Source organism: Paenibacillus sp. 79R4 (assembly GCF_013393165.1).
Taxonomy (GTDB): Bacteria; Bacillota; Bacilli; order Paenibacillales; family Paenibacillaceae; genus Fontibacillus.
In genome coordinates this window covers 103,067-119,382 of record NZ_QJOT01000007.1, presented here as the reverse complement: position 1 = coordinate 119,382, position 16,316 = coordinate 103,067, and the positions used below count along the sequence as shown (strand labels likewise).

Sequence of the window (16,316 nt, the reverse complement as noted above, 5' to 3'; positions counted from 1 at the left end):
TAAGAGAGGATGCTTGCCATAATGAGGTGAGTATCTTCTTTTCTATGCGATATCCAGAAATTTATCCCAGCAGAAGAAAAAACAGGAATCCTACTAAAATACATATGAAAAGAGGTTATTACCATGTTCCGTATGCACCATAAAACAGATTCCGGGGCGCCAGTGGCTCTTTCCGAATCCGAACTCACCTCTGTGCAAGCGCTTCAACAGAAGTTATACTTCCTGCAAATCAGTCAGTCAGATCTGAACAATCTGCGCAAGCTTACCGAATTAATTGATAATCTGGCCAAGCCCATTACCGATAGCAATTACGATATACTGTTCCAAATCCCCGAAATGCTGCAAATCATTAAAGATCACAGCACAAGAGAACGCCTGTCAAAGACATTTGTTGAATATCTGAAATCAATCCCGAGAGTAGAGTTTAACGAAGAATATGTCATTTCCCGTAAAAAAATCGGCTTTGTCCATAACCGAATCAAGCTGTCGCCTGAATGGTTTATCGGGGCTTATACAAGAATTTACGAGATTCTCATTCCGGCTATCGTCCGCAAGTTCTCAAGGGCCAGCGAAGTCGCCGAGATTATCATCTCCTTGCAGCGCGTACTGATGCTGGATTCTCAGCTTGTGCTTGAAGCCTACAATGAAGCCCACGACTTCCAGTACATAGAGACCAACAGCCAGATCATCGAAGAATTGATTCAAATGGATAAAGTAAAACCGTTGATTGATTCCGTGAACCTATCCTTGCAGGAGACGACAAATATCAGCTCAGCGGCTCAGGAACTGACTGCTTCGATCCAAGAGGTAGCGGATCATTCCGTTCAGCTAAGCGATCAATCCGAGGACATGATGAGACAGGCCAAGCAAGTGGAGCATTCCGTTCGAGAGGCGCTTCAGGACTTCTCCGATACGGCCCAGGATGTCTCCCGTTCCAGCCAGCACTTCGAGCAATTTCTGCAATCGATTCATCATATTACGGATATTATCGACGTAATCAATAATGTCGCCAATCAGACCAATCTGCTGGCCTTGAATGCATCCATTGAAGCCGCCAGAGCCGGAGAGCAGGGTCTTGGCTTCGCTGTCGTAGCGAGCGAGGTACGCAAGCTGTCAGAACAGACTAAGGAGGCTGTTGGACAAATTACCGGGGTGATCACAGCATTCACGGATACGGCCAAACAAATTGGAGAAGAGACCAAGTCGATGGGTTCTCATATCGCTGAGCGCGTAGAGACAACAAGCGAAGCGCTTGGCAGTCTTGATCAGATTATGGAACGCATTGAGGGCTTCCGTGATTACACGGCCAACGTGGCCTCCATTGTTGAACAACAAGCCGCAGCAACCAGCGATATTACGGAACGCACCTCCATTTTGCTGCGTCACCAGGAGGAAATTCAGCAATTCGCCAGCGCGACGGGGAAGGATATTTACGAGGTAAGCCGCAAAGTTGACTCCTTACGATTGAAAACGCTTAAAATAAACGCTCAGCTCAGCCATTCGCAAATACTGCGTACCGTGAAAACAGATCATCTATTATTGCGTTGGTGGGTATACAATGCTGCACTTGGCTTTAATCATGCCGATCACCAAGGAAACCAGATTCAAGAGCCTTGCCGCTTGACTCAATGGCATAAGGAGAACAAGGACAACCCTAGGCTGGCCTCCCTGTCCGCCTTCCGCTCTTTAGGGGAACGGCACGAAAGTGTTCATCATCTAGCAAATGAAGCTATGGATTATATACAATCCAACCAGCATGTGCAGGCTGACAAGCGGATCATGGAATTGGAGCTCGCTTCACAAACTATGATTGAGACGCTCGACCAGCTTCAGCAGGAGATCATTCAGCAAGCGCGCAGCAAACAAGCATAATTTGCTTTTTTTCGAGCAGCCAGCGATCCTATTAAAACAGGATCCTGGCTGTTTTTCGGAAATAATAGAATTTTTTTACTGTAAAATATAGTAATATATATGTCTATATGGTATATTCTGGATAGGACCAGAGAAAAATGTCGATATTTTAAGACAGCGCGTCCCCTACTTTTACGGAAAGTGAGGTGAACGGGCTTTTTTGTATTGTCATAAATTAAGTTACTCCTCTGCCAAGCCACAAGATGAACTTATCTCATAATCTCTTACTTGGAACCTGCAACCCGCAGCCTGGAACAAGCATCCCGCACATAATTAGTTAATTACAATGAAGGAGGGACAAGACAATATGAGAACATGGATCAAGAAAAGCTGCTTGCTATCATTCAGTTTTTTGTTAGCGCTTACAGCATATTCGGGCTTCTCCCCATCTTCCCCTGTCGCCAGCGCTTCCTCTGCCGACTACAATTACGCTGAAGCCCTGCAGAAATCGATCTATTTCTATGAGGCGCAAAGGTCCGGGAAGCTGCCAGCCGATAATCGCGTTGAATGGCGCGGGGATTCCGGACTGCAAGACGGAGCGGATGTTGGACATGACCTGACCGGTGGCTGGTATGATGCCGGAGACCATGTCAAATTCGGCCTCCCTATGGCGGCAACCGCTACAATGCTGGCCTGGTCGGTATATGAATATCGCGAAGGGTATGAGAAGGCTGGACAACTGGATGAGATATTAGACAATATTCGCTGGGCAACAGACTATTTTATCAAGGCTCATACTGCACCCAATGAATTTTACGGACAGGTCGGCAACGGAACGGCAGATCATAATTGGTGGGGTCCTGCCGAGGTTATGCAAATGCAGCGTCCATCCTATAAGATCGATGCAACGCATCCTGGCTCCGATTTGGCTGGTGAAACAGCCGCTGCGCTGGCCTCTGCTTCCATCATCTTCAAGAATAGCGACCCGGCATATTCGGACAAGCTGCTGCAGCATGCCCGGCAATTGTACAATTTCGCCGATCAATACCGCGGTAAATATTCCGACAGCATCACCGACGCCAAGCAGTTCTACAATTCCTGGAGCGGATATGAGGATGAGTTGAGCTGGGGGGCTGTCTGGCTGTATCTTGCCACGGGTGAGCAGACTTATTTGGACAAAGCGATTACGGCTAGCGATACATGGGGAACCAATCAGCAAGGTCTCTGGGATTACAAATGGACACATGCCTGGGACGACAAGCACTATGGCGCCCAGTTGCTGCTTGCCCGGATTACCGGCGATCCGAAATTCACAGCATCGGTGGAACGCAACATTCAGTTCTGGACGACCGGCATTAACGGAGAACGAGTCACCTATACCCCTGGCGGACTGGCCCATTTGGACCAATGGGGGGCGCTGCGCTATGCAGCTAACCAGGCTTTTATCTCATTTGTGTATTCCGATTGGGTGTCTGATTCTGCGAAGCGAATAAACGCGCGTTCATTTGCGGAAAGGCAAATTCTCTACATGCTCGGAGATAATCCGCGCAACAGCAGTTATGTGATTGGATATGGCAACAACGCTCCACAGCACCCGCACCATCGAACCTCTCACGGTTCCTGGGCAGATAGTCAGAACCTGCCGGCCAATCATCGCCATATCCTGTATGGAGCTCTGGTCGGCGGCCCTGGAAGCAACGATGCTTATACAGACTCGATCAGCGATTATGTCTCGAATGAAGTGGCCACCGACTACAACGCCGGATTCACCGGAGCGCTGGCGAAGATGATGCTTCTGCATGGCGACGGACAGCAGCCGCTTGCTAACTTCCCGGCTCCCGAGCCCCGCGATGACGAGATGTTCGTGGAAGCTTCCGTGAATGTCAGCGGCAGCAATTTCGTAGAGATTCGCGCGCTGCTTAATAGCCGTGCCGGCTGGCCGGCCCGCGCCAGCGAAGCGATGTCATTCCATTATTACATCGACATTAGCGAAGCCGTTGAAGCCGGTTATGGTCCGGAGGACATTACCGTATCCGCTGGAGGCTACAATCAGGGAGCCACAGTCTCCCCGCTGCTTCCCTATGATGCGGACAACCATATTTACTATACAAAGATAGATTTCTCAGGGACCCCCATCTATCCTGGAGGGCAATCCGCATACAAGAAGGAGGTTCAATTCCGAATCGCCGCTCCGCTCAATACGAATTTCTGGGATAACAGCAATGACTTCTCTTATCAAGGGATGCCGTCCAACAGCGCCGGACCAGCCAAGTCCCTCTATATCCCGGTCTTTGATGCTGGCGTACATGTCTTCGGCGAACTGCCGCAAGGCGGAAGCAATCCGGGGCAACCTGCGGTACCCGCAGCTCCGAAAAATGTTAAAGCCACGGCCGGCAACGCACAGATCCAGCTCACCTGGAATGCGGCTTACTCGGCAGATGACTACTTGATCCAACGCTCCACAACCAACGGTGGCCCATATACCACTGTCGGCGTGGTCAACTCCCCGTCATTTACAGATAGCGGACTGACTAACGGGACGACCTACTACTATGTCATCATAGCCAGAAATAGCGTCGGCAACAGCCTGCCCTCTACCCAGGCCAGCGCCAAACCAAATGAGGCTCCTGCACCGGCCCTCGGTGACTTGAAGCTGCAATACCATGTCAATGACACGAGTCCGAACGATAACCAGATTCGCGCCCAATTCCGCATCGTTAACACCGGCACGGAGAGCATCGCCCTTAGCGATGTGAAGCTGCGTTATTATTACACCATCGATGGGGACAAGCCGCAGGAGTACCATTGTGACTATGCCTATGTGGGCAGCGGCAATGTAAGCGGCAGCTTCACTAAGATGAATCCGACGGCTCCGGGAGCCGATTATTACCTGGAGCTCTCCTTCTCAAGCGGAGCCGGCGTTCTCGCCCCGGGAGCCAACAGCGGAGATATCCAGGTCCGCTTCAACAAGACGGACTGGAGCAATTATAGCGAAAGCGATGACTACTCCTATGACGGGACCCAGCAGTCCTATGTGGACTGGGAGCGAGCCACCCTGTATCAGAACGGAACACTCATCTGGGGGATTGAGCCTTAATTTTTATACAGACGAATATCTCAAAGAAGGATTCAAATAATGTGAAGAAAGGTTGGTGACAACTATGAAATCGACCGTATTCCAAAAAACCGCATCGATCGTCATGACCGCCGCGTTACTCGTATCACTTATGACAGGCGCCTTCGGATTGGGTGCTAATAAAGCTTCCGCCGCTTCCCTGGAAGAGACCCGCTTCCTGCAGCTATATGCGCAAATCAAAGATCCCTCCCACGGTTATTACTCCGCAGAGGGAATCCCTTATCATGCCATCGAGACACTGATGAGCGAAGCGCCTAACTACGGGCATATGACGACCTCGGAAGCGTACAGCTACTGGATGTGGCTTGAAGTATTGTACGGCTATTATACCGAGGACTGGAGCAAGCTCGAAGCAGCATGGGACAATATGGAGACTTATATTATCCCTATTAACGAAGGCGATGGTGTTCAGGAGCAGCCAACGATGAATTACTACGATCCTAATAGTCCGGCTACCTACGCGGCCGAATACGCACAGCCGGACCAATATCCCAGCCAGCTTAGCGGCCAATACTCCCCTGGCAAGGACCCGCTCGATGCTGAATTGAAGGCTACCTACGGGAACAACCAGACCTATCTGATGCATTGGCTCGTCGATGTAGATAATTGGTATGGGTATGGGAATTTGCTTAATCCGTCCCATACTGCAGCATATGTTAACACCTTCCAGCGAGGCGAGCAGGAATCTGTATGGGAGGCGGTCCCCCACCCTTCTCAGGATGACAAGACCTTCGGCAAATCGGGGGAAGGCTTCATGACCCTGTTCACCAAGGAGAGCAATGCTCCTGCGGCGCAGTGGCGTTATACCAATGCGACCGATGCCGACGCCCGGGCCATTCAGGCCATGTATTGGGCAAAAGAACTGGGTTATGATAACGAGGTTTATTTGCAAAAAGCGGAGAAAATGGGCGACTATTTGCGCTACGGCATGTACGATAAATACTTCCAAAAAATCGGCAGCGCCGCCAACGGCATCCCATCCGCCGGTACTGGCAAGGATGCCAGCCATTATCTGATGGCTTGGTACACAGCCTGGGGCGGCGGGCTAGGACAAACCGGCAACTGGGCTTGGCGCATCGGAGCAAGCCACGCGCATCAAGGCTATCAGAACGTCGTTGCAGCCTACGCCTTATCCGATCCGGACGGCGGGCTCATTCCAGCCTCTCCAACAGCCGGGCAGGACTGGGCGACCTCCCTCTCCCGCCAGCTTGAATTCTACACCTGGCTGCAATCCAGCGAAGGAGCGATCGCCGGGGGAGCAACGAATAGCTGGAATGGTTCTTATGCGGCCTATCCGGCCGGAGCTAGTACATTCTATGAAATGGCCTATGATGAAGCCCCGGTCTATCATGATCCTCCATCAAACAACTGGTTCGGCATGCAAGCCTGGCCGGTAGAGCGGATCGCCGAGCTGTACTATATCCTTGCTTCAAACGGCGATACAAGCTCGGCCAATTTCCAAATGGCCAAGCAGATTACGCAGAAATGGGTAGACTGGTCGCTTGATTATGTATTTGTGAACGAGCGTCCGGTAACGGATGGCGAGGGATACTACCTGGATGGCCAAGGCATCCGTGTGCTCGGCGGCAGTAACCCGCAAATCGCTACGGTCTCCGCTCCCGGCGAATTCTGGATTCCAAGCAATCTCGAATGGCAGGGCAAACCGGATTCCTGGAACGGCCTTGGCAGTTATACAGGCAATCCGAACCTGCATGTCACAGTCAACAATCCGGGACAGGACGTTGGTGTATTAGGCAGCTACATCAAAGCCCTCACTTTCTTCGCCGCAGCAACTAAAGCGGAGAATGGCAATGATACCGGCCTGGGGTCCCAGGCCGAACAGGCCGCCAAATCGCTGCTGGATACGGCATGGGCCTATAACGACGGAATCGGCATAACTACTTCAGAACCGCGTGCCGATTACTACCGTTACTTCACGAAGGAGATCTATTTCCCGAATGGATGGAGCGGCACGTTTGGACAAGGCAATACGATTCCCGGCAGCAATACGGTCCCTTCCGATCCGGCCAAGGGCGGAAATGGCGTATATGCCAGCTACATTGATGTTCTCCCGAACATCCAAAATGATTCCTCATGGTCGTATTTATTAAATAAATACAACACCTCCTGGAACCCTAGCACACAGAAGTGGGAAAATGGTGCGCCTGAATTCACCTATCACCGCTTCTGGGCTCAGGTGGATATGGCCACTGCCTATGCAGAATATGATCGCTTGATTCAAGGCGGCGGCAGCGGTCCGGTTGAGCCGACTGCTCCGAAAGCTCCGGCTAATCCCAAAGCAAATGCGGGAGATGCCAAGATCGACCTGTCCTGGAGCAAAGCATCCGGTGCAGACAGCTATACGGTTCATCGGGCAACTGTAAGCGGCGGCCCTTACACGGCAATAGCGACAATCACCGGCACTTCATACACGGATAAGAGCGTCGTGAATGATACAACCTATTATTACGTCATCAGTGCAGTGAACGCCATTGGAGAAAGCCCGTATTCCGCAGAGGTCAGCGCGACTCCTAAGGCGATTCCGGTACCTGCTGCCGGAGATCTGGTCCTCCAATATCGTACAAATGACACCAATCCGAACGATAATCAGATTCGCGCCCAATTCCGCATCGTAAATAACGGGGATACGCCCATCGCTCTAAGCAACGTCAAATTTCGTTATTACTATACGATCGATGGAGACAAGCCGCAGGAATTCCACTGTGACTATGCCGCGCTCGGCAGCGGTAATATCATCGGCAATTTCGTCAAGCTGAACAGCCCGGCAGCCGGAGCAGATTACTATCTGGAGGTCTCCTTTGGCCCCGGGGCCGGCACCCTTGCACCTGGGGCAAATACCGGGGAAATTCAAGTTCGGTTCAATAAGACCGATTGGAGTAATTACGCTGAAAGTGATGACTACTCCTATGATGCAACCCAATCGAATTACGCGGATTGGGAGCGCGTTCCTGTCTATCTGAACGGGGCCCTCGTATCCGGCTTGGAGCCATAATCAGCGAATAAGTTATCGAAGCCATACCGCCCGGCAAGTTATTTGCCAGGCGGTTTCTTATTAAATATGCAAAAGAATCCTTTACTTATAATTAGATATATATTAAATTAGATGTATGTTAAATTAGTTTTAACAGCACTACATTGGCAGAGGTGATAGCTGTGCAACTGGATAAAATCGTTGCTTACCATAAAGCATTGGCCGACCCTACCCGGATCAAAATATTGATCCTGCTGGCCGAAGGGGAATTGAACGGACTGGTGCTGGCTGAGAAATTATTCGTGACACCGGCCACGATAACGCATCATGCAGCCAAACTTCGCGCTGCGAGTCTGATCAATGAACGTCGCGAGAAGAATACGATCTACTTCTCATTGAACCACTATTTTATTAATGCTTATGGAACCGCGACGGCCAACATCATTTATAAGAATGCTACTCGCCTGCCCGAAGGAGAGGATCATCCGATGGAAGATCAAAATCAAAAGCTTAAACAATCTGTGTTATCCAATTTCTTCACATCGGCGGGAAGATTGCAGCATATCCCGGCTCAACTGAAGAAGAAGTTAATCGTGCTGGAGCATATGATCAGCGGACTTACACAAGGACAGAGCTATACGGAGAAGGAAATCAATGAATTCATCAAGCAATACCATGATGACTTTGCAACCCTTCGCCGGGAGTTCATCATGCATCAATTCATGAGTCGTGAGAACGGAATATACACGATGAACCCTCCAGAGATGTGGATGAAATGGGAGACGCTGAAATAAACGCCCCATACTCAAATTTAGTGATCCGTTCTGTACAGATGCTTCAAAAAGAAAAACAACCACAATCCCTTAATCAGGACTATGGTTGTTTCTTCATTTAACGGCAAATATTATTTACGTTCAATAATAATCCAGCCATCCGCATCCTTTGTTACTGTAGCGCCCAGCGATTCAGCAATAAAGCGCAGCGGTACATAGGTGGTACCATCGCTATGAACGAATACAGGCTGTGGCATTGTAACGGACTGACCGCCAATCGTTGCTTTGTCGGAACCAACAGTCAGCACAATTTCCCGGCCGTTGAGGTCATCGATAATAACAATTTGTTTAGAGCCCTTGGTCCACTTCACTTCTGCATCCAGTTGTTCGGACAAATAGCGCAGCGGAGCGAAGGATACATTTTTCTTGGAAATGATACCGTCATACTCATCCTCAGGATCGAGCCAGATCAGCTTCTCCGTGATCTTCAAATCATTTTTGAGCGTCTTATACGCCAAGGAGTCCCCTTCGAAATTGCGCAGCATCTGTCCCGGAGTAAAGTCTCCCTCTGTAATATCAAGCACGCCTGCACTTGTATCGATCTTGTCGATCAATACTTCAGCGCCGACATTCCAGACCTCACTCTCCGTATGAAGCTTGATCGCCGAGAACGGAACATACTCATCGGCAGGAAGTGCAATGGCAAGATCCAGGTTTTGCTTGCGAATATTTTGTTTGCTATCAAGGTAGAGATCCAAGTTCAGTGTGGAATCTTTGCCAAGTACCGTCGTCAGCTCAGGAGCTTCCTTCAGCGATTCTTCCAGACTGGCATCATAATTGTTCAGGAACTCAGTCAGGCTCTCTATCAATTGGCCATGGATCGCTCCAACAGCAGCTCCCTTGGAGTCCACCGGAAGATCCGTTCCTACATCATACCCCTCTTCTTCCATCGAACTGAAGACCGGATAGAATGTATCATAGAACGCGTTAATCAATTCCTTCAGACCAGCCTCGTCTTTCACTACCTCTGTCAAGAATGGCTTAACCATCGCCAATAGCTCTTCACCATTCACTTCAACGTGAAGATTCGTCAAAGCCAAGGATTCGCCGTTCACTTTGTCTTGCACCTGCTTCACGGACAGCTTCGTCGGGTTTGGAGCATGGTTGATAGCGAATTGGACTACCTTCTGAGAGAAGCCTTGAATCTTCTCTTCATATTGACTCATATCCGGGTATCCCAGCTCGCTGTCATCCAGCGATATGTAGAGCGGTTGCTTGGCTCCTTCCAATTGAATCGCCATTCCATGTTTGTCCATGGACATTTGATAAGGCAATTCCTTGCCTTGGAATCCAATAGACCCTTTTATCGAGGCGGTAGTTTTATCTTGAACTTTACCGCTGTCAATTGTGAGATACAAAGAATTGATCAGATCAATCATTTGCTGATCTTCAGCAGATATACCGGCCGCAGGCACGAGTTCGATCGAGATCTTCTGCTTCGACTCGCTGGACAACGGGTTCATGCTGTTCGCGAGCGCTTTGTTGATATCAAGCCCTCCTACAGCCTGGCAGCCAGTCAACATCACCAACAGCAATGCCATTGGGATCGCTAACCATTTCATTCTTTTGATCATTATCGATGAGTCCCCTTCCCTAGTTAATATATTCCATTATGTTTCAACGGCGTTTACTTGTAAATAGATTTTCGAATTTTACGTGTCCATCTGATAGATTCCATAGATTATCACATTCCTCCCTAATATAAATATGCTATAATGACTGCGTATCCGCCATCAAAATTGAAGAAGTTCATGCAGACGCTGCATGAGAGAGGTTCGCGAACTCCCTCTATAAAAAACTAATGGCGCCCTGCCTTCTATTTCGCATGGGCTTGTTTTTTGTAATAGAGGTTGTTCAAAAAGCTCCGGCTTTTTGAGCAAACGCTAATACAGTTCAAGAACTCTCTTTCTTCCGATGACAAATTTAAGGAGAATGAGAGGTTTTTTTATGCTCAAAAATGAAAAAGCGGTCGTCGTCTTCAGCGGCGGCCAAGACAGCACTACCTGCCTATTCTGGGCCCTGCAGCAATTCCGTGAAGTGGAGGCCATCACCTTCGACTACGGCCAGCGCCATAAGCTGGAGATCGAATGCGCCAAAGCAATCGCCGCCGAACTGGGCGTGAAGCTGACCGTCCTCGACATGAGTCTGCTGGGTCAAATTACGCAGAACTCGCCCACGAACAGCGACATGCCGATCGTTCAAGAGGAAGGCGAGCTGCCAAGCACTTTTGTCGAAGGGCGCAACCATCTCTTCCTGAGCTTTGCAGCTGTGTTCGCCAAGGGCCGTTCCGCCCGGCATCTCGTTACCGGTGTATGTGAGACGGATTTCAGCGGATACCCCGATTGCCGGGATTCCTTCGTGAAGTCGCTTAATGTCACACTTAACCTGGCTATGGACTACAACTTCGTCATCCACACCCCGCTGATGTGGATCGATAAGGCCGAGACCTGGAAGCTGGCCGATGAGCTGGGAGCTTTTGAATTTGTCAGAGAACGCACATTAACCTGTTACAACGGAATCATCGGCGACGGCTGCGGAATGTGCCCCGCCTGCAAGCTAAGAAGATCCGGCCTGGAGAAATACCTGGAAATGCGCCAAGGGGAGATGTCTTTATGAGCCGCTCCCCTGGAGAATTTCGGATTGTAGACCGCCTGCAAAAATATGAACAGGATATACAGCATGAACAGCTTCGATACCACCAGCGCCGCGTATTAGTGAGCAAGGAATTCACCTTCGATGCTGCCCATCATCTGCATGCCTATGAAGGCAAATGCAAGAACCTGCATGGACATACCTATAAAGTGGTCTTTGGCATCAGCGGCATCCCCAATGATATCGGCATTACCGTCGATTTCGGAGCGATCAAGACGATCTGGAAGGAAGAGATCGAGGGTTTCCTCGATCACCGCTATTTAAATGAGACGCTGCCGTTAATGAACACGACAGCCGAGAATATGGTGGTCTGGTTGTTTGAACGGATGGAGAACGCCCTGCAATCGGGTGCCTATCGTTCTTCCGTTCTCGGCGGACGTACAGAATTCGTCCGGCTGTACGAGACGGGAACGAGCTATGCTGAGGCCAGACGGGAGTGGATGTATTGATGAGCACAGTGAAAAAGTCCCGGATTCCTGTTCTGGAGATCTTTGGACCAACCGTTCAAGGCGAGGGGATGGTCATTGGTCAGAAGACGATGTTCGTGCGCACTGCCGGCTGTGACTACCATTGCAGTTGGTGCGACTCAGCCTTCACTTGGGACGGAAGTGCCAAGGAGTCGATCCGGCTGATAACGGCGGCGGAGATCTGGGCAGAACTGCAACAGATTGGGCAAGAACGCTTCTCTCATGTCACGCTGTCTGGCGGCAACCCGGTTCTGCTTCCGCAGCTGCAGTCTCTAGTTGAATTGCTCCATCAACAGGGTATTACGCTAGCGATAGAAACCCAAGGCTCACGCTGGCAGGATTGGCTGGGCGAGGTGGAACAAGTCACCCTCTCCCCGAAGCCGCCAAGCTCCGGAATGGAGACGGACTGGTCGAGGCTGGACGAGATTGTGAATAAACTTCACCATCGCCCTGCCTCCTATAGTATGAGTCTGAAGGTGGTCGTATTCGACGATCTTGATCTGAATTATGCCACAGCGGTACATCAGCGTTATTTTGATATACCTATGTATATACAAGTCGGCAATCCCGACGTACGCCGCATGGATACTCAGAACCATGCCAGCGATTTGCTAGAGCGCTATGAGCATCTGATCGATCGTGTCATGAACTCATCAGAGCTTAATGACGTCAGGGTACTGCCGCAGCTGCATGCCTTGGTATGGGGCAACAAACGCGGAGTCTAAGGTTAAACGCCGCCCACTACGGATCGTATTATGCTTTATTCTATGACTCATATTTTAAGGAGGATACCTCTATGTCAGGAAGACAACAAGAAGAACTGCAGGATGTCACCCTGCTGGGTAATCAAGCTGTTAACTACCCCATGACCTATACACCAGAAATTTTGGAGAGCTTCGATAACAAGCACCCGTACCGCGATTATTTTGTAAAATTCAACTGTCCGGAATTCACGAGCCTCTGCCCCATTACTGGGCAGCCTGATTTCGCTACGATCTATATCAGCTACATGCCCGACCTGAAAATGGTTGAGAGCAAATCGCTCAAGCTGTACCTGTTCAGCTTCCGCAACCACGGTGATTTCCATGAGGATTGCGTCAACATCATTATGAATGATCTGATCAAGCTGATGGAGCCCAAATATATTGAGGTATGGGGAAAATTCACCCCGCGGGGCGGCATTTCCATCGACCCATACTGCAACTACGGTCGTCCAGGGACGAAATATGAAGCGATGGCCGAGCACCGACTGATGAATCATGATATGTACCCGGAGAAAGTTGATAACCGTTAAGCAAACAGCACCCGCCTTGTACTAAAGTACAAGGTTTCTCAGCTTCAAAGAGGCTCTCGAAGCCTCTTTTTTGTTACAATAAGAATTATATAACTCAGATACAGGAGGTCCATCTATGTTACCGCAAATCTATATCGCCAGAAAAATCCCCGTCGAGGTCGAAAGTTATATTGCGGAGCACTTCCGCTACAAAAAATGGGATCGCTTGGAACCCATCCCACGTGAGTACTTATTTGAGCAACTGGCAGATTGTGAAGGATTATTAACCTCTGGAACGCGAATCGATCAAGAACTGCTGGAACACTCTCCAAAGTTAAAAGCGGTCAGTAATATCAGCGTCGGCTATAACAATTTCGATCTGGAAGCGATGCGGGAACGTAAAATTGTTGGAACCAACACACCGAAAGTGCTTGATGATACGGTTGCTGACTTAATCCTCTCCCTGATGCTGTCTGTAGCACGCCGTGTCCCTGAACTAGATCGCTATGTTAGAGCCGGACATTGGTCCAGCAAGGACGATGAGAATATTTTTGGTATAGATGTTCATCACAAAACATTAGGCATCATCGGCATGGGAAATATCGGACAAGCGGTAGCTCAGCGGGGCAAATGGGGATTTGGCATGAACATTTTATATCATAATCGTCATCCTAAGCCTGCTGTTGAACAAGCCTTGGATGCGGCCTATCGTTCCAAAGAAGAACTGCTGCGCGAGTCCGATTTTATCGTACTGATGACCCCGTTAACTCCGGAGACCAGGCACTACATCGGTGAACGCGAATTCGCCATGATGAAGCCATCCGCTGTATTTATCAACGCCTCCCGTGGAGCTACAGTAGATGAGGCCGCCTTGATTAACGCCCTTCGCCAGAAGCAAATCTTCGGTGCAGGTCTGGACGTATTCGAGCAGGAGCCGGTCGACCCGAATAACCCGCTGCTTACGATAGATCAAGTTGTGGTTCTGCCGCATATCGGCTCAGCTACCTCGCAAACCAGGCTGGAAATGGGGATGCTTGCAGCGCGGAATTTAGTGGATGCCCTCTATGGAAGAAAGCCGTCCCAATTAGTAAAAGAGCTGCAGCATCTATACGAATCATAACCAGCTCTAACAATCACCGTAAAATAAAAAGCCCGCCTTTTTCTGCGCCCCTGTCGATTCAGCTACTGGAGCTCGATCAGGGGCAACAGCCAGGCGGGCTACTCTTTCTTTGATCTACACATGCTGTTTCGAAACCTCAGCAGCTTGCACCGCTTTGGGCTTAATCCGATCCTTCGGCATAAGAATGACGACAACAACGGATAATGCAGTAGGAATCAAGGCCCACAGGAAGGTATGGGCGATCGATGAAGACAATGCTCCGGTTATTTTTTCCAATATCGGGGCTGGAATTAAAGCCCTCTTCTCAGGACTTAACATATCTCTCGTATCTCCAAAGCTCTGTCCGGACTGCCCCATCCCTGCAAACGCCTCGATCATATTATTGGCCAGCAGATTGCGCTGAACGATCCCGAAGATCGTAATGCCCAGCGTCATACCAAGCGATCTCAGGAATGAGTTCGTTGAGGTAGCAGCCCCGCGCTGCCGGGCATCAAAGTGATGAACCGCAGCCATCCCAAGCACAGAGAACGAGAAACCTACCCCGAACCCGGTTAAAATACTGTATATGGTCAACAGAGTACGCGAGGAATCACCAGTTAGCGTGCTCAGGGCAAATATCCCCCCTAAGAAGAACACCACAGAAATCATCATTACACTGCGGTAGGACATTTTCGAGGTTAAAATCCCGCCCAGCATACTGCCAAATACAGAACCCAGCATCATCGGCATCAGAATAATCCCTGAATTGGTCGCCGTTCCGCCGTACACCCCTTGCACATAGATTGGAATATATACCGTGGCAATAATAAATACACTGCCATAGAACAGCGCAAGCAAGCAGCTTGTAGCATACAATGGAATTTTGAACATGGAGAACGAAATAACCGGCTCCTTGGCCCGCACCTCCACTAGCAGGAAGGCAGCGAACAATACTGCGAATCCGGCAAACAGGCTAATAATTTCCACGGAACTCCAGGCATATTTCTCTCCGCCCAGTTCAAGAGCAAACATCAAGCAGATGACAGCGCCGACCAGCGTAAACGCCCCGCCCCAGTCGATCCGTTGTTTCTCATGCGTCAGCGACTCATGATAGAACACAATAATCAAGCCGAGAGCGACAATCCCGATAGGCACATTAATATAAAATACCCAGTTCCAGCCGAGATGATCTGTAATGAACGCACCCAGCAGCGGACCGAATATACTCGATGTGCCGAATACAGCCCCCATCAGGCCCGTCATTTTGCCACGCTTCTCAATCGGAAAAATATCGTAAATAATTGTAAAAGCTATCGGCATCAGCGCACCGCCGCCAATCCCCTGAATCGCCCGGAAAATACTGAGTTGAACGATACTCGTTGCAATTCCGCATAATACTGAACCGACAATAAACGTTACGATGCCAAAAATAAAAAACCGTTTCCGTCCGTACATATCAGACAGCTTGCCAAAGATCGGCGTCCCTGCCATAACTGCTACCATATATGCGGAGGTGACCCATACGAACTGATCCATCCCGCCTAGCTCGGAGACGATCGTTCCCATCGCCGTTGTTACGATCGTATTGTCCATGGCTGACATTAGAATGCCGAGCAGCAAGCCGAACAATATGAACTTGGTCTTGTCCTTTCTCTCAGCGATCACTTTGCAACCTCCCAATAACTAAAATTTGAATAACAATCTCATTGTATGTAGGAATACAGCAAATGTAAATAACTTTCAATCAACATTCCTTTATCTCCTGAAAAGTTCAACGTTCATTAGGGAATTCTCTATTCCTCATTAAAAAGGAGAAGGGCTCCACTGTCGATAGCTGAACAATCCGGATCATCGGCAGTTGTCTTTCTCCCTAATTTTATTATCAAAGTTGTTATTCAATACCCGTATATCCGCGGGCTTCGCAAGAAACATCATAAGCGCAGAAGAACAAAGTTCTTCATTATAAGAATAGGTCCTTCCAAGAAGAACAGCTGCATTATAGATTCTTTGCTT

Annotated in this window: 11 protein-coding genes and 1 riboswitch; of the genes, 9 read left to right on the top strand and 2 right to left on the bottom strand. The window is 49.4% G+C overall.

The window, feature by feature from the left end:
- Positions 1-123 precede the first annotated feature (123 nt).
- From DMN77_RS11675 to DMN77_RS11660, 4 genes are all read left to right on the top strand, one after another.
- Positions 124-1,872, top strand: coding sequence for a globin-coupled sensor protein (locus tag DMN77_RS11675; protein ID WP_179015091.1), 1,749 nt, complete (start codon positions 124-126; stop codon positions 1,870-1,872).
- A 346-nt stretch (positions 1,873-2,218) separates the two neighbouring features.
- The gene (locus DMN77_RS11670; protein ID WP_179015089.1) at positions 2,219-4,948 is read left to right on the top strand and encodes a glycoside hydrolase family 9 protein; all 2,730 of its coding nucleotides are present in this window, start codon (positions 2,219-2,221) and stop codon (positions 4,946-4,948) included.
- A 64-nt stretch (positions 4,949-5,012) separates the two neighbouring features.
- Positions 5,013-8,000: a glycoside hydrolase family 48 protein gene (locus DMN77_RS11665; RefSeq protein WP_179015088.1), complete on the top strand. Its 2,988-nt coding sequence runs from the start codon at positions 5,013-5,015 to the stop codon at positions 7,998-8,000.
- Between the two features lie 161 nt (positions 8,001-8,161).
- Entirely contained in the window at positions 8,162-8,773 is a 612-nt protein-coding gene (locus tag DMN77_RS11660; RefSeq protein ID WP_068780096.1) for a DUF2087 domain-containing protein, read from the top strand.
- Between the two features lie 110 nt (positions 8,774-8,883).
- Here the strand turns inward: DMN77_RS11660 and DMN77_RS11655 are convergent, their stop codons facing one another.
- Positions 8,884-10,386, bottom strand: coding sequence for a copper amine oxidase N-terminal domain-containing protein (locus DMN77_RS11655; RefSeq protein ID WP_068780095.1), 1,503 nt, complete (start codon positions 10,384-10,386; stop codon positions 8,884-8,886).
- A gap of 190 nt (positions 10,387-10,576) precedes the next feature.
- Positions 10,577-10,620, top strand: a riboswitch (PreQ1 riboswitch).
- A gap of 139 nt (positions 10,621-10,759) precedes the next feature.
- Here DMN77_RS11655 and queC point away from each other — a divergent pair.
- The 5 genes from queC to DMN77_RS11630 all read left to right on the top strand — a co-directional run bounded on the left by queC (position 10,760) and on the right by DMN77_RS11630 (position 14,324).
- Positions 10,760-11,428 carry a 7-cyano-7-deazaguanine synthase QueC gene (queC, locus tag DMN77_RS11650; protein ID WP_179015086.1) on the top strand — a complete coding sequence of 223 codons (669 nt, stop codon included), beginning with the start codon at positions 10,760-10,762 and terminating at the stop codon, positions 11,426-11,428.
- Positions 11,425-11,913, top strand: a complete 489-nt coding sequence (gene queD / locus DMN77_RS11645) for a 6-carboxytetrahydropterin synthase QueD (protein ID WP_068780093.1) — start codon at positions 11,425-11,427, stop codon at positions 11,911-11,913. The genes queC and queD overlap by 4 nt, the downstream gene beginning before the upstream one ends.
- The gene (queE, locus tag DMN77_RS11640; RefSeq protein WP_179015079.1) at positions 11,913-12,656 is read left to right on the top strand and encodes a 7-carboxy-7-deazaguanine synthase QueE; all 744 of its coding nucleotides are present in this window, start codon (positions 11,913-11,915) and stop codon (positions 12,654-12,656) included. The genes queD and queE overlap by 1 nt, the downstream gene beginning before the upstream one ends.
- A 71-nt stretch (positions 12,657-12,727) precedes the next feature.
- The gene (gene queF / locus DMN77_RS11635; protein WP_179015077.1) at positions 12,728-13,225 is read left to right on the top strand and encodes a preQ(1) synthase; all 498 of its coding nucleotides are present in this window, start codon (positions 12,728-12,730) and stop codon (positions 13,223-13,225) included.
- Between the two features lie 115 nt (positions 13,226-13,340).
- Positions 13,341-14,324, top strand: a complete 984-nt coding sequence (locus DMN77_RS11630) for a 2-hydroxyacid dehydrogenase (protein ID WP_179015076.1) — start codon at positions 13,341-13,343, stop codon at positions 14,322-14,324.
- Between the two features lie 114 nt (positions 14,325-14,438).
- On the opposite strand, the gene DMN77_RS11625 is transcribed toward DMN77_RS11630, so the two are convergent.
- Positions 14,439-15,965, bottom strand: a complete 1,527-nt coding sequence (locus DMN77_RS11625; protein ID WP_179015265.1) for an MDR family MFS transporter — start codon at positions 15,963-15,965, stop codon at positions 14,439-14,441.
- Positions 15,966-16,316 lie beyond the last annotated feature (351 nt).